Genomic DNA, 21,026 nt, shown 5'->3' on the forward strand with positions numbered 1-21,026 from the left:
ATTCTATAGAATTTCAAGGACCAAAGCCCCGGAAATGCTTTGCATTTCACGGGGCAAGGAAAACTAGCAGGGGGGACTCCGTACTCCTACGGGAGTACTACGGGAGGGATAAAAATGGAAGAAAAAGAGGGCAGAAGCATAAGAAGAGGATTAAGAAATAATTTTTTAACAGGATTTTTCATCGTTCTTCCCATAACCATTACCCTATGGATTTTATGGTTTTTTGTATCAAAGATTATTGCAGCTTCTCTAACGTTACTGCCGACAGAGACATCTTTATTCGCAAAAGCTTTCTGGTCAATAAGCATAATCCTTTTAAGTATTTTTGCAATAATTATGATAGGTATTACCGCAAGAAATGTTTTCGGGAAAAAAATTCTAGATTTAACGGAAAAAATTCTACATAGGATTCCGGTTGTAAAATGGGTTTATGAGACAGCAAAGAAAATGTCTCACACTTTCTTCGGCCAGAGATTAAAAGTTCTCCAAAAAGTTGTTCTCATAGAATATCCTCATGCGGGTATATATCAAGTAGGATTTGTAACATCGACTATAAAAAATGGGATTGTCGGTAAGAGTGAAGAACCGCATGTAAGTGTTTTTCTGCCAACAGCTCCAAATCCAACAAGCGGATTTTTGCTGATGTTGCCGGAAAAAGATGTCATGCCCCTCGACATCTCGGTGGAAGACGCAATGAGATTCGTTATTTCTGTAGGAGCAATTCTTCCAAATTCAAAAATCATAAAAAGTGAATAGAATACCACAGGCACAAAGAAAAATAAAAAAGGCAACTCTGTGCCTCTGTGCCTTTGTGCCTTTGTGCTTAACCCTGCTTTTCGCTCAATCCATAACCAAAGGATTCAGAGCAAAAAAAATGGACGGAGAAATTATCAAGTGGGAACTTGAGGCAGATTCTGCGCAATTTGACGAAAACGTAAAAACACTTAAAGGAGTAAAAGTAAAATTTTACCCCAAAGACAAAAACTCGTTTACAATAAAAGCAGATGACGGAGTAGTGAAAGAAAATGTTTCAGCAGAAAAGAGAGATGAGATATATTTAAAAAATAATGTTCAAGTAATAGGTTATCTAAATTCAAACATAAAATGCGACAGTCTATCGTGGGACTCCATATCCGAAACTATGCATACACAAGACAAAGTAGAAATAGAAGCTGAAAAATGGAATATTAAAGGCGAAGGCATAGAATTTGCTCCATCCGGGGATATAATGACTATTAAGAAAGATGTTACAATGCGAATCAATTAAACAATGAGAAAAAACTATCATTTAAATAAGATAATTCCTTTGAGACGATTAGGATTTTACTTACTCGTAACCAAGAAGCAGGCTGGTTTCTTTGCAGGGTTAATATTTGTTTCTTTCTTTATTTTAAGCGCTATACCAATAACATTCGGCGAAGAGATTTCTAAAATAAATGACGAGAGTTTATATAAACGCCAGATTACGGCAGATTCCTTAAGATGGGAATACGGAGCAAAAACAGCCATATTTACCGGCAACGCAACCATGATATCCAAAGAAGGCAATATTACTGCGGATAAAATGATTATATTTTTTGATGAAAAAGACGAAGTAGAAAAGATAACAGCCGAAGGAAATGCCGACCTGATAAGAGAAAAACAGAAATGTGGCGCAGAGATAATAGAAATATATCCCGACAAAGACTTAATACTTTTAGAAAAATCTGCTTGGATTTCTTCCGGCAAGACGATGTTTAAGGGAGAAGAAATTAGTTTTGATACAGCAAAAGAGATTATTAATATAACAAAAGGTGTAAAAGGGGAAATCAGTACGGGAAATAATGAAGAAATTAAAAATAAAAATGCAAAATGACAAATCAAAGTTGAAAATGAGAAACAGAATTCTTGATGCGAAATACTTGATATTAGTAAAATCAATCAATAAAACCTTGTTAACACTGGGTTCGCCTTTTTACATTTTAATATGTAATTTTGATATTTGATTTTTGATGTTTAATTTTAAAGCGAAGTGTAACCATGCAATTTGAAGGCAGAAATTTAGTTAAATCTTTAGGCAGAAAACAAATAGTCAAAGACATATCTCTAAAAGTAAGCAAAGGCGAAATTGTCGGTCTCCTAGGTCCCAATGGCGCAGGCAAAACAACTACTTTTAGATTGATGGTGGGATTATACAAACCTGATAAGGGTGACATATATTTAGACAGTCATAATATTTCAAACCTGCCTTTATATTTAAGAGCAAGAAAAGGGTTAGGATACCTGCCACAAGACAGTTCTATCTTTAGGAAAATGACTGTGAAAGACAATTTTAATGCAGTACTTGAATTCCTACCCATAAGTAAAGAAGACAAACAAAAAAAAATGGAATCAACACTGGAAGAAATGGGGCTTACGATAATACAAGACAGTTTATCTTACTTTCTTTCCGGAGGTGAGAGAAGAAAAGTAGAAATAGGAAGAATTCTTCTATTATCACCCTATTTTTTGCTACTTGACGAACCGTTTACAGGAATCGACCCGCTTGGAATTCAAGATATACAAAACATTCTTAATTCATTAAAAGAGAAAGGCATCGGCATACTTATTACAGACCACAACGTAAAAGACACTTTAAAAATTACCGACCGAGCATATCTCATTTCTTCGGGCAAAATAACCTGCGAAGGGACCCCGAAAGAATTACTCAATAACCCAACAGCAAGAAAACTGTATTTTGGGCATAGTTTCAATATGTAAGATGTCTAATCAACCGTCTGTTGTAGAAATAATTTCTCTATTAGAACGTAAGCTTAGAAATAAGTCCAACATTGAGAGTCTTTCGCTCACCCCTTCTTTCAAAAATTATATAAATCACTGGGTTAATAAAGCTTTAGAATATCCGCAACCAGAATACCTATTAAAACGATTTAGTGTTCTTAAAAAAATGTTTTCCGATTATGCTTCGCAAAATGTCGATGAAAGAAAAAAGACACTGCAAAAAAGCAAAAAGTTATTAAACGAATCAAAATCATTAATTTTTTTGGAAAGAGTTATTCAGTATGTAAAAGGCGTAGGGCCCAAAAGAGCTTCTTATCTTAAGAATTTAGAAATTGTTAAGGTTAGAGATTTGTTGACGCATTTTCCTCTTCGCTATGAAGATCGCTCGAAATTTACTCCCATTTCAAAGGTAAATTTTGGAGATTATGTAACCGTAAAAGGAGAAATTAGAGTAAGAGACGATGTGTTTACTGCCAGAAGAAAGCGCATAACAAAAGCAATTATTGATGACGGAACTGACAGGATTGTCTGCGTATGGTTTAACCAACCATACATGAAAAAACTTCTGCCTATAGACAAAGAGATTATTTTATCGGGCAAAGTAACGGGGTTTGGCGAGAAACAAATAGTTCATCCTGTATTTGAATTAGTAGAAAAAAACGATCCCGTCCATACGGGTAGAATTGTTCCTATTTATCCTCTTACCGGTAAAATAGGCATGCGTTATTTAAGAACTTTAGTAGATACAATTTTAAAAGAATCAGATGCAGATGGTTTTCTTTATGAGTATTTGCCCGAGGCCCTGATAAATGCAAAAGAATTGATGAGTTTTGAAAAAGCCACAAAAAACATTCATTTTCCCGAAAGCATAGAAGATAAAGAAACAGCCAGAACAAGGTTTATATATGAAGAATTTTTATTTCTACAGTTGGGTCTTGTGTTTATGAGAAATATGAAGAAGGAAAATAAAAAGACAACATTTAAGAGCGAAGGCGAATTGCTCGAAAAATTAGAAGAAATCCTGCCGTTTTCCTTAACAAACTCGCAGAAAAAAGTATTGAATAAAATCAAAGAGGATATGACTTCGACTACTCGCATGATGAGATTATTGCACGGTGAAGTCGGTTCAGGGAAAACGGTAATTGCCCTTGGGGCAATTATTCTTGCAAAAGATAACGGTTATCAATCAGCAATAATGGCTCCTACGGCGGTTTTAGCCGAACAGCATTATATTACACTGCAAAAATTCGCGTTATCTTTGGGAATGGAAATAGAGCTTATAATTTCAGGGCAAAAACAAAAAGAACGAAGAGAAATCCTTAAAAAACTAAAAGACGGCAAAATAGATGTCTTAATTGGGACACACGCTCTTTTGCAGGAAAATGTTGAATTTAAAAATTTGGGGCTTGCGGTCATAGACGAAGAGCATAAATTCGGTGTTTTGCAAAGAACGCATTTTATGGATATTTTTAGCCATAAACCCGAAATATTGATAATGAGCGCAACGCCTATTCCTCGTTCATTGGCCTTGGCTTTATACGGAGATATGGACATATCTACGCTTAATGAATTGCCTGCAGGCAGGGCTCAAACTTCAACTTTTTGGATAGACGAAAAAGACAAAGACAAAGTTTACGATTTTATAAAAGAAGAATTGGATAAAGGACGACAAGTTTTTATAGTTACTCCTCTCATTGAAGAATCGGAAAAATTGGAAGTGGATTCCGCTACTGAAATTTTTGAATTTCTAAAAGAAAACGTTTTCTCATCATATAAACTTGCGCTTTTACACGGCAGGATAAAAAAAGAAGAGCAACAAAAAATAATGAAAGCTTTCCGCAATAAAAAAACTGATATCCTTGTGGCAACATCTTTAATAGAAGTTGGAATAGACATACCATCCGCAACCGTAATGGTTGTCCTTAACGCCGAGAGATTTGGATTGGCGCAACTTCATCAATTGCGTGGCAGAATAGGACGAGGCGAACACAAGTCTTATTGCATTCTGGTATCTAATCCAAAAACAGAGGAAGGTAAAAAACGTCTAAAAGCAATGACTTCCACCTCGGACGGTTTTAAAATTGCGGAGGAAGACCTTGAAATACGCGGCCCCGGTGAACTTCTCGGCACAAAACAACATGGTTTCCCTGAAATAAAACTGGGCAATATAATAAAAGATTTAGAACTGCTTGAGAAAGCAAAACAAGATGCTGAGGCTTTATTAAAAGAAAGTCCCGCGCTTGAGAATTACGATATGCTAAAAGATATTTTATTCAATAAATTTCCGTATATAGAAAAATTATTGATAAAACGAAAATATTAAAATCACAATAAAGATAACAGTTCCTTTTTGAACTGCTGAGGATTCTTAAAAAGAATTGTATTTATTCCCAAATCTTTCCCAGAGAGAATATTTTCTTCTTTGTCATCTATAAAAACTGCTTCCTGCGGTTTTATTTTTAATCTATCCAAAGTTATCTCATAAATCTTTTTATCGGGTTTAGTAACCCCTTCCACGCAAGAGAAAACCGTCAAATCAAAAAAACTATATTTTTTTTCACGGAAAAAATTCACCATAGGCATTTCTGTATTTGATAAAAGCGCAATTTTATATCCTTTATCTTTTAGAGAAGATACTATTGAAAAAACTTCTTTCTTTTCCGAATACACAGCCCTGAACGCTTCTGTTAAAAGAGAGGAAACAGACGGAACCGCAACATTTAGGTAAAAGCATGCGTTTTTCCAAAATGCGTTCTCGGTAACTTTGCCCTTTGCAAAATCTTCGTAGAATTTGGAAGTGATTTCTATGAAAGTTTTTTTAGGCACTTTTAAATATTGGGAACAATACGTCATAAATCCGGCAACGGGATTGTCTATCAACACACCGCCCCAATCTAATATAATCGCTTTAATCATAAAATTAATTTGGGCTAAAACAGTTTCTTTTTGTAGGTAAAATTATTTGGCTATTTCTTACGGGGTAAACCCCGTTAGAGATAGTCCCGATGTAATATCGGGACGTAAACCTTAGTTAAACCTGTATATAATCTTTTGCTTTTTATTATATATAACGCTTTGCTCAAACTTTACCTTTTCATCTCTAACGGGGTAAATATTTTTTCAAAAACTTGGCCGATTTCTTCAACGAGTAAGAACTTAATATTCTTCTTAACATAAGCAGGAATTCCTATTAAATCTTTTTCGTTTTCTTTGGGAAGAATTATCGTCTTAATACCGTCACGATAGGCTGCTAAAACTTTGCCTTTAATACCTCCCACAGGAAGAACCTTGCCTCTTAGGGTAATTTCTCCTGTCATAGCTATTTTTTTTCTAACAGGCTTTTTAGCCAATGCCGAAGCCATAGCAACTGTCATGGCAACTCCCGCAGAAGGACCATCTTTGGGAATCGCGCCTTCGGGAACATGGATATGAATATCAATATCTTTATAGAAATCTTTCTTGAGTTTTAATTTCTCTTTATGATGAGAACGAATGTACGACAAAGCCGCTTGAGCCGATTCCTGCATTACTTCTCCTAATTGTCCTGTTAGGGCAAGTTTTCCCTTGCCTTCCATAACAGTTGCTTCAACCAGAAGAATTTCCCCTCCGGTCTCGCTTACGGCAAGCCCGATAGAAACCCCTACTTCATCTTTCTCTTCCGCTATCAGATGATGATATCTCGGAGGTAATAGGAGTTCTTCCACCATTTTTTCAGTAACAATAAATTTTATTTTTTCACCTTTTTTCTTTGTGTTAGAATATTTCTTTTCAACTTTTCTTCGCGCCATTTTTCTGAAAACAGCGGAAAGTTCCCGCTCTAGGCTTCTTACTCCTGCTTCGCGGGTATAATATCTTATTATTTTATGGAGCGCTTCATTGGAAATGGATATTTCCCCCTCTTTAAAACCGTGCGATTTTTGTAATTTCGATATTAAAAACTTAAGCGCTATTTGTTTTTTTTCTTCTTCCGAATATCCGTCAAACTCAATAATTTCCATGCGATCTAAAAGTGAGAGAGGTATAGCGTATGGAGTATTTGCAGTAGTTATAAACATAACCTTTGAAAGGTCAAAATCAACATCTAAGTAGTGGTCATTAAATTGAGTGTTTTGTTCCGGGTCAAGCACTTCAAGTAGTGCCGCAGACGGATCGCCTCGAAAATCCATACTCATTTTATCGATTTCGTCTAATAGAAAAACAGGGTTTTTGCTTCCGGCTTTATGCATGGATTGAATTATTTTCCCCGGCAAAGCGCCGATATATGTCCTTCTGTGACCTCTTATTTCAGCTTCGTCTCTTACTCCGCCCAATGAAATGCGGGCAAATTTCCTGCCTAAAGCCCTTGCAATGGACTTAGCGATAGATGTTTTACCAACTCCCGGCGGTCCCGCAAAACACAAAATAGGACCCTTTGGATTGCCAACAAGTTTTCTAACCGCCAAATATTCCAAAATTCTTTCTTTTACCTTTTCCAGACCATAATGGTCTTCGTTTAGAATTTTCTCAGACCATTTTATATCAAGCTTGTCCTTTGTTTCTTTGCTCCACGGCATATTGGTTAACCATTCAACATAATTTCTTATGACTGTAGCCTCAGGGGAAATGCTCATCATCTTGGAAAGTTTTGCAACCTCTGCCGAAGCTCTTTTTTCCACTTCTTTGGGCATACCGCTTTTGCGAATTTTTTCTTTTAAAGAAGAAATGTCGGGGTCTTCTTCTCCTCCCAATTCTTTCTGAATCGCTTTCATTTGCTCCTGCAGATAGAATTCTTTCTGCGTTTTACGTATCTTCTCTTTAACTTTTCCGTGTATTTTTTCTTCAACTTTTATAACTTCAATTTCAGTTTTCAACAGTTCAGATACTTTAGTTAACCTTATATGAGGAGAGAATATTTCAAGTAGTTGTTGTTTGGCCTGTGTTTTTAACGGAAGATAAGAAGAGACTATATCCGCAAGTTTTCCAGCCTGAGATATCTGTTGAACGGAATTCATATAATCATTACCACCTTGCCCCGATAAAGAAGCACGCGAAGATAACGTCTTTGTATTGAGTTTAGCGTATTGTTTGAATTCATTTTTTACCTGATTAATAAGCATTGCTTCTTTTGCGATATGCAAGGAAGAATTGTCAAAGGAAACCGAAGCAACTTCTTTCTGATAAAACGTATCATCGTCTTCATAAGAAACTTCCGCCGTCATGGACGTCCCTGCTTTCCCTTTACCGGAAAACTGAGAAAAAGATTTTATTTTTACTCTTTTTAGACCTTCGATAAGAACCTTAAAATAGCCCTCGTCCATTTTTACAGCCTGAATTATTTTCCCTAAAATTCCAACCTTATATAAATTTTGAGGCGTAATAATCTCTATCGAGGGGTTTTTTTGAGTAACAAGAACTATTGTTCTGCTTTTGTTTGCCCATGCCCTGTTTACTGCATTTATAGACACTTGGCGTCCGACAAGAAGCGGAGCAACCATATAAGGAAAGACAACCACATCTCTCAAAGGAAGAAGCGGAAAAACATCTAATGGGCGAGCAACGCCTTTTGTCTGTTTAATACTGGGCGTACCCAGAGGATTCTTTTTAGATTTTCGAGATTTATTTTTTAAGGACAAAACACCAACCTCCTTTATCAAAAATTATGATAGATCGCAAAGTTCAAGAAAAACAGGTCTCGTAAACTCACAAACAAGTTGCCTTTCTTTTTTACTATAAATTTTATTATATCTATGATTTACGTGTTCTCTTCTTCTGAAAAAGTTTCTTCTTGAACAGAACGGTCTTTCCTCGTCGCAATTCTTTGTACATAAACTTTAATGGCAGTAATGCTGTCTATTCCCATTACGTCCTTAACATATCTCGACACCAAATCTTGAAACTTAGAAGTAAGTTCGGGAAGATTGACATCTCTTTCTACGACTAATCGAGCATGGATTTCAATGCCGTCTCTACCTGCAACTACTTGTGGTTTGGCGTCTTTTATCTCGTGTATTTCCGTGCTTAGACTTTTGACATAACCTTCAAGCGCGTCATATGCAACTCTTACTTCTCCCAAAGGATTGCTAAACGCCACTACCGGCATTTTGTTTAAACTCTGTACAGCTATAATTATTTCCACAATCCCTAATAGAGCAAAACTAATCCCACCAATAAGAATCTTAAAACTGTGCTCTTTAACCAATGCGTCTACTGTAATTACATCCAAGCTAAATAAAATTAATAATACTCCCAGCCCTATAAAAACTACCGTGGCTAAAAACAACATAAACCCGTTATACACTCTCATTGTAACCCTCCTTTTGGTTCTCCGACTCCCTAGAGACCAGAGACCTTTCTTTGCCTGCTTAAAATTTTATCAAGTAATTCCGAATAATCGTCGCCTTTAATAAAAAAAGGATGCGATATTAGTCGTTTGTGAAACGGAATCGTAGTTTTAACTCCCTCTATAATAAATTCGTCTAACGCTCTTTTCATACGGGCAATAGCTTCATTTCTGTCCCTTCCCCACACAATTAATTTTGCCAACAAAGAATCATAATACGGAGGAATAATATAGCCGCTATAAAGATGCGTGTCCACCCTAACAAAAGGGCCTCCGGGCAAACGAAGATTTGTTATCTTACCCGGAGAAGGCATGAAATCCGCATTGATATCTTCGGCATTTATTCTGCATTCTATCGCCCATCCTTTGGGCTGGGTCGAATCGGCAGAATATCCTATAAGTTCGCCCGAAGCGATGCGAACTTGTTCTTTTACTAAATCTATATTGCAAACCATTTCTGTTACGGGATGCTCTACTTGTAACCTGGTATTCATCTCCATAAAATAAAATTGTCCCGCCTTATCCATAAGAAATTCCACGGTTCCCGCATTTGTATAATTTATAGCTTTCACCGCCTCCGCCGTATATTTGAAAAGTTTCTTTCTTTCTTTGGCATTTACGACAGGAGAAGGAGACTCTTCCAATAGCTTCTGATATCTTCTTTGAATTGAGCAATCCCTTTCTCCAAGAGTAAGCACATTTCCTTTTTTGTCTGCCAATACTTGCACCTCTATGTGGCGGGAATATGGCATAAATTTTTCAATGTAAAGACTCGCATCTCCAAACGCTACTTCTACTTCTCTTTGGCAAGCGATAAACAAAGAAACAAACTTTCCGTCATTGTAAGCTATTCTCATCCCTTTCCCACCACCGCCCTTTGCAGCTTTAATAATAACCGGATAACCAATTTTTTTAGCAAGTTTCAAGGCTTCTTCTTTATTATTAACAACATCTTCACTTCCCGGAGTAACAGGCACCCCTGCTTTTTTCATAATTTTGCGTGCCTGAACCTTGTCTCCCATCAATCTTAGCGCTTCGGCCGAGGGACCTATAAAAGTTATATTGCAAGACGAGCACACATCAGCAAAATGCGCATTCTCCGCCAAAAATCCATAACCTGGATGTATAGCTTCCACATTTGTTATCTCAGCCGCAGAAATTATCGCTGCCATATTAAGATAACTTTCCGAAGCCGCCGCAGAACCTATGCATATAGATTCATTGGCAATTTTGGTATGAAGAGAATCTTTGTCGGCTTGAGAATATACGGCTACCGTACGGATTCCCATTTCGTTCAGAGTCCTTATGACTCTTACAGCTATTTCTCCTCTGTTTGCTACAAGTACTTTTGAAAACATATTTTTCTTAGTTTTTTCTATTTAGAATCCGGTTTCTGTTATCTGCCCTCTGATTTCTGTCTTCTGTTTTTTTATTTAGGCGGAAGTTCTACCAAAAATAGCGGCTGTCCAAATTCCACTGGCTGACCATTTTCCGCCAACATTTTTACAATTTTGCCTTTAACATCTGCCTTTATCTCGTTCATTATCTTCATTGCTTCAATGATACACACCGTATCGTCTTCGTTGATTTCCTGCCCTATCTCCACAAAAGACGCAGAATCAGGCTCAGGAGAAGAATAAAAAGTCCCAATCATCGGAGAAACTATTTCATGCGTCCCCTCTTCTAGTTTTGGTTCTTGCTCTTGTATTTGTGGCTGTTTCTGAGTCTGTTCCAAAGGTTGAGCAGGTACAGAAATAACTTCCGCGGGAATTTCCCTGCGATTAGAAGTTTTTCTTTCCTTTACTTCCTTTTTCAACTTAAACCGAACCCCTTCGCTTTCCACTTCCAACTCTGCGATTTTCGCTTTCTGAAAAATCGCAATAATCTTTTTTAACTCTTTTAGGTCCATTATTTTGCCCTTTCTAAATACTCGCCAGTGCGAGTATCCACTTTAACTATATCGCCCTCTTTTACAAAAAGGGGCACTTTAATGGTAATACCTGTTTCCAGCATTGCGGGTTTAGAACCGCCTGCAGCTGTATCTCCTTTAAACCCCGGCGGTGTTTCAACTATTTTAAGCACGACAGATACGGGCAGTTTTAAAGTTATAGGGTCTCCTCCGCTCTCGGCAATAGATACGCTGTCCCCTTCTTTCATATAAAATTTCTGGTCACCCACTTTTTTATCCGACAAGGAGATTTCCCTGCCTGTTTCCGTATCCATAAAATGGAATAGACCCCCATCAGAATAAAGATAGGTAACTTTTTTGTCTTCCAATATAACCTGTTTTATCGTCTCATCCGACCTTAAGCTGGGCTCCAAAACCTGACCCGTAACAATATTTTTCATTCTAACCGCCATAGTAGCTCGGCGCTGTGCTACTTTAATATGATGGAACTCAACGATAGAAAAAATCCCGCCGTTGTAAAGAATATACATGCCTTTAGTAAATTGGTTGGGAACAACAGTTCTAGTTTCCATAGTGTTTTTTAAGAAGAAGCCTGCCCGACAATCTTTAGGGCGTGGACTGCCAACAACTTTTATAAAGGCTGGTAAGCACTTCACATCCTTTTGAAGTGACTAATACCGTATCTTCTATTCTAACTCCGTATTTATTGGGGATGTAAATCCCCGGTTCAATAGTTATGACCATCCCTTCTTTCAAATTCACGCTTCCGTGAGAAGAAAGAGAAGGCGCCTCGTGTATATTTAATCCAACCCCATGTCCAAGTCCGTGAATAAAAAATTGCGCAACATCTTTTTCCCAAAACATCTCGCGTACTAACTTACACAAATCAGAAGTCTTAACTCCGGGCTTGACATTTTTTATTGCGGTTTCTTGAACTTTCAGGACAAGGTTATATGTCTCTTTTTTCTTTGCGTCCATTATATTTTTACCTATAGTGCGTGTCAAGTCAGAACCATACCCTTGACAACTTGCGCCACAGTCAATAATCACAAGCTCGCCCTCCCGCAAAAGCTCATTGGTAGGGTGTGCGTGTGGAAAAGAAGCTCTGCTTCCCGAAGCTATAATCGGATAAAACGGCAGATGTCCCGAACCTTCCTTTTTTAATCCGTATTCCAACTCATTAGCCAAATCCAACTCGCTCATCCTGCCCCATTTTATATTCTTTATAAGCGTTGTCATTGCCTTGTCAATGATATTACAAGCACGGCGGATATTTTTAGCTTCCTCATCATCTTTTATGATTCTTAAATTCTCAACCCAACCTTTCGTCGGTTCAAGTTTTATCCCTTTACAGCTTTTTTTAAGTGTTTCAAAAAAGTCATAAGTTGTATGCTCAACTTCAAAAGCCGTATTTTTTATACCTGCTTTAGCAAATAATTTAAGCAAACTCTTAAGAAAGGGTTTCCTCATTTCGACAAGTTCAATCCCTTTTTCGTCCGCAATTTCTATTTTTGCCTGTTGGGTATAACGCGAATCCACCAATAAAAATGTAATATCCTTGGTTACAAGAATCACACCCTCGCCTTTAAATGAAGGACATAAATAATGCACATTAACCTGTTCACGAGTAAGAAACGAATCTATCCCCTTACGTTTTAACTTTTTTATTATTTTTTTTCTGCGGAATTCGTAATTCATATATTGAATCTCCCCGCGCTAAAGCACGGGTTTTTATTTAGTTGTCCCCGCAATGTAAACCATCGAAAAATTTCCCGAAGGGATATTTTTCCGATACTTTGTGGGGTAATCGGAACTATATTCCGATTTAGCATAAAATACCACATTTTTTAACAAAAATCAACTAAAATAAGCAAAAACATGTAAAAAATGACGCTTTTTCGGCGTTTTTAGGTGTTTTTTGGGCTAATTCTAATACATTTAAACTCCAATATGCTATCGGGGCGTATCAATTTCGGAATGAGGATTGCGGATCCGCCTCATCATCAAAATGGTGGACGAGATCTCGCCAAAATTTGCTTTGCAAACTTTGGCGGAGGAGAGAGGATTCGAACCCCTGAGACTCTTACGAATCTAACGGTTTTCAAGACCGTCGCATTCAACCGCTCTGCCACTCCTCCAGTACTTCAGGTTAACAGAAGTTAATATTGGTTAATAAAGGTTACGTAAAAGATTTTGCAACATATATTAACCGTTTTTAACCATTGTTAACCAGTTTTGTATGGTGCCCCGAGGCCGATTCGAACGGCCACTACTTCCTTCGCAGGGAAGCGCTCTATCCTACTAAGCTATCGGGGCATATTAAAGTTTTAAGTAATAACTGGTAAGTAGAGATTTCTTATTTTACAATATTTACTATAGCAAATGTCTTTTTAGAAATACTCTTCCAGAGCCTGATTTGAGATACTTTTCAAAATTATAAGCTAAATATTTATTGCGAAAAGAGATGTAACACATTAATTCAATTGGTAATCTATTTTGTGTAGCAGGAACATTCCCTTTCCTATGTCGTTCAATCCTTTCTTTAAGGTTACTGGTACAACCTATATAAAGTTTTTTATCATTACAAGTCAACATATAAACACAATAATTCACATTCATATTGAAGTGCCCACCGTCGCGTTCTTCTGTGGCGGATTGTATCCGCCGAAGCCCGCTATGGCGGGCGAAGGCGGAGAGAGAGGGATTTGAACCCCCGTTCCCTTGCAGGAAATCCGATTTCGAATCGGACGCTTTCAGCCGCTCAGCCATCTCTCCCTTTAATGTTACGGAGCGTATTTTTCCAGAATAGACGACTATTGTCAATTTTACCCAGCCCTTACAGACAAGGGCTGGGTTCATCTGTCTCGCCGTAGAGCACTTTTAAAAAGACTTTTGTTATAATATCACCAAATCGGAGGAATTAAAATATGAAGAATATAATCACCGATATCCGCAGGAAACTGAAACGAAACTCAAACAAAAAAAATATAAAATCAATCCAAAAATTCTTCAAAGAAAAAATTAAAGCCCACGGCGTAAAAACACCTCTCGTAGTTAAGATAGCCAAAGAACATTTTAAACTCATAAAACACAAACCCAAAAAAGATATATTTGCGGCCTGCGAAAAATTTTTAAAATCGGCATATATGGAAGAATCTTTTATAGCTTATAATTGGTCACGCGCTCTTCATAAACATTACGAACCCAAGGATTTCAAAACTTTCGAAAAATGGGTTAAAAACCATATCTCTAATTGGGCGCAGTGCGACACATTCTGCAACCATACAATCGGAACATTCATTGAAAAATTTCCACAATTCATAAAAGAACTAAAAAAGTGGACAAAGTCCAAAAACAGATGGGTAAGACGCGCTTCTGCAGTAACGCTTATTCTGCCCGCAAGAAAAGGAATGTTCCTGAAAGACATCTTTGAAATAGCCGACAGCTTATTGCTTGATGAAGACGATATGGTCCAAAAAGGATACGGCTGGCTCCTTAAGGTAACAAGCCAAAAACATCAAAAAGAAGTTTTTGATTATGTAATGAAAAACAAACAAGTTATGCCGCGAACCGCCTTACGCTATGCCATAGAAAAAATGCCGGAGAAGATGCGCAAGAAAGCTATGAGAAAATAAAGCACAAAGCCACGTTTAAATTTAGTAGAAATTTATTACGTGGAGAAAAAAGGCAATGAAGTTAGTTTTAGGAGTTGACAGGTAAAAAAGAGTTTTTTATCCACTATTTTATATTTTTAATGTTTGATATAATAATTAAAGAAACGATGAACGCAATTTCAATTAGAGATAAGGCTTGGCAAAATACTGACCGTATCCCTATTTGGGTTCGTGGTAGGGAAATTGGATTAGACCAATTTAATACTTTACCCGAAGTAGCAAAGTATTGCTGGAACTCATTGCAAAAATTTCTTAAAAAAGATAAGGTGATTTTAAATAATTATAAGATTATTGAACCAAGTGCAGGGACTGGTTCTTTTTATAATCTTTTACCCAAAAAAAATCGCATTGGTATAGATGTAGAAAAATATAATAAAGAATATGTCCAGCAGGACTTTTTAACTTGGGAACCAAATCATACAGACAATAGACCCTGTATCTCGATCGGAAATCCTCCGTTTGGGTATAGGGGTTGGCTGGCATTAGCTTTTATAAATCGTGCAGCAGAATTTTGCAATTATGTGGGGTTTATTTTGCCAATGTCATTCCAGAGTGATGGAAAGGGTAGTCCTAAAAACAGAGTGATAGGAATGAAATTAGTCCATTCAGAAAAACTTCCAAACGATTTATTTGTATTACCCAACGGAGAAAAAACGCAGATAAATACCCTTTGGCAGATTTGGAAAAAGGGCAATGCTCCTGCTTTACCCGATTTAAGCGAATGCGACCCTTTTATTGATTTGTTTACGGTTGATTTACGAAAAGAAAGATTGTGCGGTATGAATAAAATTGATAATTGCAATACTTTTCTACAAAGAACATATTTTGGAAAATATCCAAAGTTGGTTAATAATTTTTCAAAAGTAAAATATGGTTGTGGCTATGGTATCTTAATTAAAAAAGAGAAAAGAAAAATCACAAAAATTTTAAAGAGTATAAATTGGGATAAATACAGCAATCTTGCAGCACATAATTGTAGACATATTTCTATGTATCATATTAAACAAGCATTAATAGAAAATGGAAAATTAAATGTCTGACCCTCTCAAAATTTTTCGTGATGTTGCGATAAGCAAAATAATAGATAAAAAGTGGGCAGGACAACCTCACGAAGCCTTTAAACATTTAGGCAATACCAGTAAGGGAGATACTGGGCAAGAATTTATAACACAATATGCGAGAGAACTTGGCTTTACTGCTGAAAATTTTGGACGCACTGGGGATAAAGATATAACAATTGGAAATAAAAATTTTGAGGTAAAGTTAGCATCTGAAGATACTGCGGGTAGTTTTCAATTTAATCATATTCGTCTTGATTATAGATACGATTTTATTATATGTTTAGGTGTTACTCCGAGTAAACTGCTTTTCCAAACATATAGTAAGGCAGACATTGCAACCAACAAGGTGGGAACTTTAGTATCTATGGGGCGAGGTCAAAATTCAAGTTTCAAACTCACCAAAAAGAAATGCGATTTATTAGATATCCACAACCTTAAAGATGTTCTTTCGGAACTATTGAAGTAAACGAGGCTGCCCCTAAAATAATATAGAAGAAAATCAACAAAAAAAACAACCAACCGAATACAAATTACTTATTGATTTTGCCTGTGAAAAAAAAGAAAGTTTTTCAAGGGAGTAAAATATCTGGTGCAAAGTCAATCTTTTAAATTTGGTCTAAAAATAAAAAATATTGACAAGAAAAACACACCTAAAGGAAAAATAAAAAGAATGCTATTGCGATCTGCCGAAGGATGTGAAATTTACCATCCAATAGACGAAGAGTTTTCTTTCCCGGAACTAAATCCAGGCCAAGAAATCATACTTTGGTGGCCAAATCCATTAACTATAATACTAAAGGGGCAAGCGTGGGTAGGATGTACTGTTGAACCAGAAAATAGAGAAACGACAAAATTTATTACTTATCAATTCGATGGAAACTGTAACAAGGAGTCCCCTTATGCACGCCCAAATGAATGGGGATTTGGAATTTTTATTAGAGGTGAATTAGAGCAACAACAAGCAACGACAAATTTTTTAATATTCTTGCTGACTCTACTTGTATTTTTAGATGGGGTCTGGGGATTAAATGCAATATTTAAGCAAATATTTAAAGTATTCGGCTGGTTGTTTTCATTAATAGGATCATTATTTGTAGGACTTGCAGGTTAAATGCAACGATGGTAGATAAATGTTTTTCCCGTTTACCCCAAGCAATATTATTAAGAACAACCCTACTGATTCTCCTTCTTAAACCCGCCTTCACTTTACGAGTTTCGGCGAGGTTTTTATTGGTTTTCCTTTTTGAATAGGTCAAGGAATCTATCTTCGTAGTGTTTGAAAAGCTCCCATTTATCAAGAAGCGCTTTTAGTTCCAATGCTTTTTTAGTGTCTTTTTTGCAGACATCAAATAGTTTTTCTATTCTATATTTTACCTGGGGTGAGATTTCGGAACTTATGCCCAATTCTTTTTCAAGTTTTTTAGAAGCGTCCTCTTCTTCATCCCCTTCCATTTCGCCTTGCGCCTCATCTCCTTCTTCAACAAGTAGATTTTCTCTTATATGGTCTATAAGTTTTTTTATCTGTCTTTTTGCCTCGGCGGATGAAGCTTGCATCTGTTTCATATCGATTTTTAGATTAAACATTTTAGATAAAACATCAAGTGCGGCAAGACAGGACGGAGTATATTCTATTTGCAAAGCATAAAAAGGTAGTTCCGCAAGAAGACACGCGCCCAAAATTCCCGATTCCTTTGCCACTCCCAGAAGCAGACCGTTTAGTCCGCTTATGTATGCCGCTTTCATCGGTTTTACTTCATATGTTTTTAGTTTGTCGATAAGTTTAGAATTTGTGGCAACGCCCCATACTTTTAATCCGGCTATGTTTTCTTCGTATATAAGCATTCCCGCAAGAGTGTATATCAATCCTACTTTAAGTTTTTTCGCAAATGCTACTATTTCCCGAGCAAGTTCGTATTGTTTTGATGATGAGGGTTGGGTTTCGCCGAGAAACAGAATTATGTCGTTTTTTAATGCCGCATCTTTGTAATAATAAAACTTGTTTTTAGGAAAATATGGCGCTTGGATTATATTGTCTTTTGCGCTTATTGATGTTGGCGGCGAATAAGTAGTTGAAGGAATTTCAGCGAATTCTTTTACGGGTAATTTCTGCATAAGATATGAAACTGCTTTGAAAGCAACACCGCCCATTCCGGGCCAAGCGGCGATTAATATGGGTTTTTTCAATTTCGGTCTTGATTTTATTTTTATCATTTTAAACGATGATTACAGAGATTCCTAAATAGATTACAATGATTATAAGAAAAAATAATCGCCGGAATCCGTTTCATTTAATCGCTGAAATCTATTTTATTCACTTTTGTTTTTATCGCCGCCTTTGCCACTTCTTTTGCAACTTTAGCGGAGACTTTTTTATCAAGAGGCGAAGGTATAAAATAGTCTTCGCTTAATTTGTTTGCGGGCACAAGTGAAGCTATTGCATATGAAGCCGCAAGTTTCATTTCTTCGTTTATGACGCTTGCTCTAACGGAAAAAGCGCCTTTAAAAATACCGGGAAAGCCCAATACATTGTTAATCTGATTTGGAAAATCCGACCTGCCTGTACCTATTATTCTTGCGCCTGCTTTTTTTGCTTCATCGGGCATAATTTCAGGGATAGGATTGGACATCGCAAATATTATCGGGTCTTTTTCCATTGTTTTTACCATTTGCCTGGTGACACAATTGGACGCTGATACACCGATGAACAGATTGCTTGAAACAAACGCATTTTTTAAATTACCTTTTAAATTATTTTTATTCGTTATTTTTGCGATTTCTTCTTTTATAAAATTCATATTGTTTTTTCGCCCCTTATAAATAATTCCGCTTCTATCGCACATTAGAATATCTTTAACTCCTGTGTTCAAAAGAAGTTTAGCTATTGCCACACCTGCGGCACCTGTACCGTTAATAATAGCTTTTACCTGAGAAAGGTTCCTTTTTGTAAGTTTTAAAGCGTTAATTAACGCGGCTAACACCACAACTGCTGTGCCATGCTGATCATCGTGGAATACAGGAATGCTAAGTATCTTTTTTAATTTTTCTTCTATTAAGAAACAACGCGGGGAAGAAATGTCTTCAAGATTTATACCTCCAAAACTCGGCTCAAGATGTTTTATGCATTCGCATATTTCATCAGCATCCTGCGTATCCAAACATATAGGGAACGCATCTACTCCCGCAAGTTCTTTGAAAAGCAGACATTTACCCTCCATAACCGGCATAGCACCCTCGGCTCCGATATTGCCAAGTCCAAGAACCGCCGAGCCGTCGGATACAACAGCTACAAGATTACCTCTGCCTGTATAAAGATAGGATTTATCTTTATCTTTCGCAATGTCTTCTGAAGGTTTAGCAACTCCGGGTGTATATAATAAAGATAAATCTTTTTTTGTTTTAAGAGGCACTTTAGAAATTATTTCCAGCTTGCCTTTTAATTTTTTGTGCAGTTTTAACGATTCTGTATATACATTTTTTTTCATTATTATTTTCTCTTTTTTATTTAACCCCCCGTTAGAAGTAAACAGCCAAAGGCAACTGCCTGCCATTATATCAGTTGGCAGAACTTCTAATGGAGTCAACGCCAGGTCTTAAATATTGCGCTTTTAAATTCAATGAAGAAAGTTTGCCAGCTTTGCTCATTTTACCATGCGCCTGAAAAGCAATGTCCGAAGCTCGTATATAATTTAGGGCTAGAGGCGCAAAAATAGCCGATTTGCCTAATTTTTTCTTTATTAGAACTTTATATCTTACGGCGGCTTCACCGATAAATATCGTCGGTTTCTTTATTTTTTTAAGCCGCTTTTCAATATCCAAAACTGATTCTTTTTCTATTTTTTTAAACCCCCGATTAGAAACTTTATACAACGCCGAAAATACGTCTTGTCCCCGAGACGATATTAAAGCGCAAATTGGGTAGGTACAATACGACAGATTAAAAGCAAGCGCATCTAATATGGATATGCCGACAACGGGAATATCCAACCCGATAGATAAACCTTTTGCAACAGACATGCCCAGTCTAGTTCCGGTAAACAAACCGGGGCCTTTGGCAACGGCAATGCCTTCTATTTCTTCTTTTTTTATTCCCGTTTTACTTAACAATTCGTCAATTGCGGGAACTAATATTTGGGAAAGCCGTCCGTACGAATCAAAGACATATTCTCCAATAATTTTTTCTCCATCTATAAGGGCAACACTCCATATAAAAGTGGATGTCTGAATTCCTAAAATCTTAGAGAAATTTTCAATTTTGGAGAAACTTTTAGTTTTCATTTTAATGTGTAAATAAGTTGTCCCGATTTAAAAAAGTTATAAACCCGTTAAAAAAAATTCTGAAACATTTATTATTCTTGCGGGTCTAACAGGGCGAGCGAATTGTAATTTCTATTGTTCGCAATGTCAACATTAGCGTTAAAATTTATATTTTAACTAAACTCAAAAGGAAAATCTAAAAACACTAAAAGAGGTTGTCGAACTGACCTAAGTATCCCGTATAAAATTTGATAATTATAGACCCGATATATATCGCCACCACAAGGTAGATTAAAATAGGCAGAATAATAATAATTCTTTTTATTATCTCATCACTTTCCGCCTCATAGTACTCTGCTATTTTGTCCAACATAGCATCAATCTGCCCGCTCTCTTCACCTGCGGACAACATTTCAATCACAAGACTAGGGAAAAATCTTACCTTTCTAAACGCTGATGTTAAACTTCCGCCTTGCTCTATGTCGGGTAAAACTTTGAAAACAGCATTTGTGATAGGGATATTACCGCAACCTTCCGCCGCAAGGCTAACCGCCCTTACCATATTTTCTCCGGCGCTGTGCAGCGCGCTTAAGTTCCACATAAAACGGGCGATAGCAAGTCTTTTTATCAACGGGCCTATGATAGGAATATAACCAAAAAAATACTGCGAAAAACTTTTCAATACATAAATTCTGTTGGAAATCTTTACTATTAATAGTATAAGAAAGAAAAAACCGTATAAGAACATTAATGCTCCCGATACTGTTTCCAAAAAAGGCATAAAACCGTCCAGGAAAAGCGTAGGAACCGCAGGGATCAAAATCGCCGCGTGAATTAAAAAAACAGGATATAGGGAACCTGTTGTCAATTTTGCCTGAATCTTGTGGTTGCGTTCAAGATTATCTCCAATTTTAAATAAGCTTGCGTCTAATTTGCCTGACTTTTCTCCTATTTCTACGATTCTTAGCTGTAGCGAAGAAAAAACATTAGGATGAACCTTCATCGCGCCAGTCAGAGTTGCACCTTTTTCAATCTCTGCTGTTACACTG

General features: G+C 36.8%; 21 protein-coding genes and 3 tRNA genes. 9 read left to right on the top strand and 15 right to left on the bottom strand.

All coding sequences use genetic code 11. The features are described from left to right. Nucleotides 1–114 precede the first annotated feature (114 nt). The 5 genes from KAS42_03355 to recG all read left to right on the top strand — a co-directional run bounded on the left by KAS42_03355 (nucleotide 115) and on the right by recG (nucleotide 5,083). Complete coding sequence (locus tag KAS42_03355) at nucleotides 115–756, top strand: DUF502 domain-containing protein (protein ID MCK4905265.1); 642 nt, start codon at nucleotides 115–117, stop codon at nucleotides 754–756. Continuing rightward, nucleotides 749–1,267 (top strand): LPS export ABC transporter periplasmic protein LptC, encoded by a 519-nt coding sequence (gene lptC / locus KAS42_03360; protein ID MCK4905266.1) that lies wholly within the window; start codon nucleotides 749–751, stop codon nucleotides 1,265–1,267. The genes KAS42_03355 and lptC overlap by 8 nt, the downstream gene beginning before the upstream one ends. A gap of 3 nt (nucleotides 1,268–1,270) precedes the next feature. Next, nucleotides 1,271–1,855 (top strand): hypothetical protein, encoded by a 585-nt coding sequence (locus tag KAS42_03365; protein ID MCK4905267.1) that lies wholly within the window; start codon nucleotides 1,271–1,273, stop codon nucleotides 1,853–1,855. Between the two features lie 164 nt (nucleotides 1,856–2,019). Then, complete coding sequence (gene lptB, locus KAS42_03370) at nucleotides 2,020–2,739, top strand: LPS export ABC transporter ATP-binding protein (protein MCK4905268.1); 720 nt, start codon at nucleotides 2,020–2,022, stop codon at nucleotides 2,737–2,739. Nucleotide 2,740: 1 nt separating this feature from the next. Then, a complete protein-coding gene (gene recG / locus KAS42_03375; GenBank protein ID MCK4905269.1) occupies nucleotides 2,741–5,083 on the top strand; it encodes an ATP-dependent DNA helicase RecG in 2,343 nt (780 codons plus the stop codon). A 2-nt stretch (nucleotides 5,084–5,085) separates the two neighbouring features. Here the strand turns inward: recG and KAS42_03380 are convergent, their stop codons facing one another. From KAS42_03380 to KAS42_03430, 11 genes are all read right to left on the bottom strand, one after another. Next, nucleotides 5,086–5,676: an HAD family phosphatase gene (locus KAS42_03380; protein ID MCK4905270.1), complete on the bottom strand. Its 591-nt coding sequence runs from the start codon at nucleotides 5,674–5,676 to the stop codon at nucleotides 5,086–5,088. A 170-nt stretch (nucleotides 5,677–5,846) separates the two neighbouring features. Next, the gene (gene lon / locus KAS42_03385) at nucleotides 5,847–8,234 is read right to left on the bottom strand and encodes an endopeptidase La (GenBank protein MCK4905271.1); all 2,388 of its coding nucleotides are present in this window, start codon (nucleotides 8,232–8,234) and stop codon (nucleotides 5,847–5,849) included. A gap of 257 nt (nucleotides 8,235–8,491) precedes the next feature. Next, nucleotides 8,492–9,043, bottom strand: coding sequence for an alkaline shock response membrane anchor protein AmaP (gene amaP, locus KAS42_03390; GenBank protein ID MCK4905272.1), 552 nt, complete (start codon nucleotides 9,041–9,043; stop codon nucleotides 8,492–8,494). A 29-nt stretch (nucleotides 9,044–9,072) separates the two neighbouring features. Next, entirely contained in the window at nucleotides 9,073–10,437 is a 1,365-nt protein-coding gene (accC, locus tag KAS42_03395; GenBank protein ID MCK4905273.1) for an acetyl-CoA carboxylase biotin carboxylase subunit, read from the bottom strand. Between the two features lie 71 nt (nucleotides 10,438–10,508). Continuing rightward, nucleotides 10,509–10,988 carry an acetyl-CoA carboxylase biotin carboxyl carrier protein gene (gene accB / locus KAS42_03400; GenBank protein ID MCK4905274.1) on the bottom strand — a complete coding sequence of 160 codons (480 nt, stop codon included), beginning with the start codon at nucleotides 10,986–10,988 and terminating at the stop codon, nucleotides 10,509–10,511. Continuing rightward, nucleotides 10,988–11,560, bottom strand: coding sequence for an elongation factor P (gene efp / locus KAS42_03405; GenBank protein ID MCK4905275.1), 573 nt, complete (start codon nucleotides 11,558–11,560; stop codon nucleotides 10,988–10,990). The genes accB and efp overlap by 1 nt, the downstream gene beginning before the upstream one ends. Nucleotides 11,561–11,594: 34 nt before the next feature. Next, nucleotides 11,595–12,686: an aminopeptidase P family protein gene (locus KAS42_03410; GenBank protein MCK4905276.1), complete on the bottom strand. Its 1,092-nt coding sequence runs from the start codon at nucleotides 12,684–12,686 to the stop codon at nucleotides 11,595–11,597. Between the two features lie 350 nt (nucleotides 12,687–13,036). Beyond that, nucleotides 13,037–13,126, bottom strand: a tRNA-Ser gene (locus tag KAS42_03415). Between the two features lie 102 nt (nucleotides 13,127–13,228). Next, nucleotides 13,229–13,304: transfer RNA gene (locus KAS42_03420), tRNA-Arg, on the bottom strand. A gap of 57 nt (nucleotides 13,305–13,361) precedes the next feature. Further along, nucleotides 13,362–13,607, bottom strand: a complete 246-nt coding sequence (locus KAS42_03425; protein ID MCK4905277.1) for a GIY-YIG nuclease family protein — start codon at nucleotides 13,605–13,607, stop codon at nucleotides 13,362–13,364. Between the two features lie 71 nt (nucleotides 13,608–13,678). Then, nucleotides 13,679–13,763: transfer RNA gene (locus KAS42_03430), tRNA-Ser, on the bottom strand. A gap of 152 nt (nucleotides 13,764–13,915) precedes the next feature. Here KAS42_03430 and KAS42_03435 point away from each other — a divergent pair. From KAS42_03435 to KAS42_03450, 4 genes are all read left to right on the top strand, one after another. Further along, nucleotides 13,916–14,623 (top strand): DNA alkylation repair protein, encoded by a 708-nt coding sequence (locus tag KAS42_03435; GenBank protein MCK4905278.1) that lies wholly within the window; start codon nucleotides 13,916–13,918, stop codon nucleotides 14,621–14,623. A 119-nt stretch (nucleotides 14,624–14,742) separates the two neighbouring features. After that, entirely contained in the window at nucleotides 14,743–15,702 is a 960-nt protein-coding gene (locus KAS42_03440; GenBank protein MCK4905279.1) for a hypothetical protein, read from the top strand. Continuing rightward, nucleotides 15,695–16,189, top strand: coding sequence for a hypothetical protein (locus KAS42_03445; GenBank protein ID MCK4905280.1), 495 nt, complete (start codon nucleotides 15,695–15,697; stop codon nucleotides 16,187–16,189). Before KAS42_03440 ends, KAS42_03445 begins: the two co-directional genes overlap by 8 nt. A 123-nt stretch (nucleotides 16,190–16,312) precedes the next feature. After that, the gene (locus KAS42_03450; GenBank protein MCK4905281.1) at nucleotides 16,313–16,834 is read left to right on the top strand and encodes a hypothetical protein; all 522 of its coding nucleotides are present in this window, start codon (nucleotides 16,313–16,315) and stop codon (nucleotides 16,832–16,834) included. Nucleotides 16,835–16,950: 116 nt separating this feature from the next. On the opposite strand, the gene KAS42_03455 is transcribed toward KAS42_03450, so the two are convergent. From KAS42_03455 to KAS42_03470, 4 genes are all read right to left on the bottom strand, one after another. Continuing rightward, nucleotides 16,951–17,934 carry a PAC2 family protein gene (locus KAS42_03455; protein ID MCK4905282.1) on the bottom strand — a complete coding sequence of 328 codons (984 nt, stop codon included), beginning with the start codon at nucleotides 17,932–17,934 and terminating at the stop codon, nucleotides 16,951–16,953. A 77-nt stretch (nucleotides 17,935–18,011) separates the two neighbouring features. Then, nucleotides 18,012–19,205 (bottom strand): NAD-dependent malic enzyme, encoded by a 1,194-nt coding sequence (locus KAS42_03460; GenBank protein MCK4905283.1) that lies wholly within the window; start codon nucleotides 19,203–19,205, stop codon nucleotides 18,012–18,014. Nucleotides 19,206–19,275: 70 nt separating this feature from the next. Further along, entirely contained in the window at nucleotides 19,276–19,998 is a 723-nt protein-coding gene (tsaB, locus tag KAS42_03465) for a tRNA (adenosine(37)-N6)-threonylcarbamoyltransferase complex dimerization subunit type 1 TsaB (GenBank protein ID MCK4905284.1), read from the bottom strand. A 184-nt stretch (nucleotides 19,999–20,182) separates the two neighbouring features. Then, a partial coding sequence (locus KAS42_03470) for a type II secretion system F family protein (GenBank protein MCK4905285.1) occupies nucleotides 20,183–21,026 on the bottom strand: 844 nt, incomplete at its 5' end.

Source organism: bacterium, from assembly GCA_023135785.1.
GTDB lineage: Bacteria > CAIJMQ01 > CAIJMQ01 > CAIJMQ01 > CAIJMQ01 > CAZNJA01.

Bases quoted from the DNA above. Each gene is read 5' to 3' on its own strand.
- KAS42_03410 (MCK4905276.1), bottom strand. From the start codon at position 12,686: ATGAATTACGAATTCCGCAGAAAAAAAATAATAAAAAAGTTAAAACGT.
- accC (MCK4905273.1), bottom strand. From the start codon at position 10,437: ATGTTTTCAAAAGTACTTGTAGCAAACAGAGGAGAAATAGCTGTAAGA.
- KAS42_03460 (MCK4905283.1), bottom strand. From the start codon at position 19,205: ATGAAAAAAAATGTATATACAGAATCGTTAAAACTGCACAAAAAATTA.
- KAS42_03445 (MCK4905280.1), top strand. From the start codon at position 15,695: ATGTCTGACCCTCTCAAAATTTTTCGTGATGTTGCGATAAGCAAAATA.
- amaP (MCK4905272.1), bottom strand. From the start codon at position 9,043: ATGAGAGTGTATAACGGGTTTATGTTGTTTTTAGCCACGGTAGTTTTT.
- lptB (MCK4905268.1), top strand. From the start codon at position 2,020: ATGCAATTTGAAGGCAGAAATTTAGTTAAATCTTTAGGCAGAAAACAA.
- KAS42_03440 (MCK4905279.1), top strand. From the start codon at position 14,743: ATGTTTGATATAATAATTAAAGAAACGATGAACGCAATTTCAATTAGA.
- KAS42_03425 (MCK4905277.1), bottom strand. From the start codon at position 13,607: ATGAATGTGAATTATTGTGTTTATATGTTGACTTGTAATGATAAAAAA.
- KAS42_03355 (MCK4905265.1), top strand. From the start codon at position 115: ATGGAAGAAAAAGAGGGCAGAAGCATAAGAAGAGGATTAAGAAATAAT.
- KAS42_03380 (MCK4905270.1), bottom strand. From the start codon at position 5,676: ATGATTAAAGCGATTATATTAGATTGGGGCGGTGTGTTGATAGACAAT.
- KAS42_03365 (MCK4905267.1), top strand. From the start codon at position 1,271: ATGAGAAAAAACTATCATTTAAATAAGATAATTCCTTTGAGACGATTA.
- KAS42_03435 (MCK4905278.1), top strand. From the start codon at position 13,916: ATGAAGAATATAATCACCGATATCCGCAGGAAACTGAAACGAAACTCA.
- accB (MCK4905274.1), bottom strand. From the start codon at position 10,988: ATGGACCTAAAAGAGTTAAAAAAGATTATTGCGATTTTTCAGAAAGCG.
- tsaB (MCK4905284.1), bottom strand. From the start codon at position 19,998: ATGAAAACTAAAAGTTTCTCCAAAATTGAAAATTTCTCTAAGATTTTA.
- efp (MCK4905275.1), bottom strand. From the start codon at position 11,560: ATGGAAACTAGAACTGTTGTTCCCAACCAATTTACTAAAGGCATGTAT.
- KAS42_03455 (MCK4905282.1), bottom strand. From the start codon at position 17,934: ATGATAAAAATAAAATCAAGACCGAAATTGAAAAAACCCATATTAATC.
- recG (MCK4905269.1), top strand. From the start codon at position 2,741: ATGTCTAATCAACCGTCTGTTGTAGAAATAATTTCTCTATTAGAACGT.
- lon (MCK4905271.1), bottom strand. From the start codon at position 8,234: ATGGTTGCTCCGCTTCTTGTCGGACGCCAAGTGTCTATAAATGCAGTA.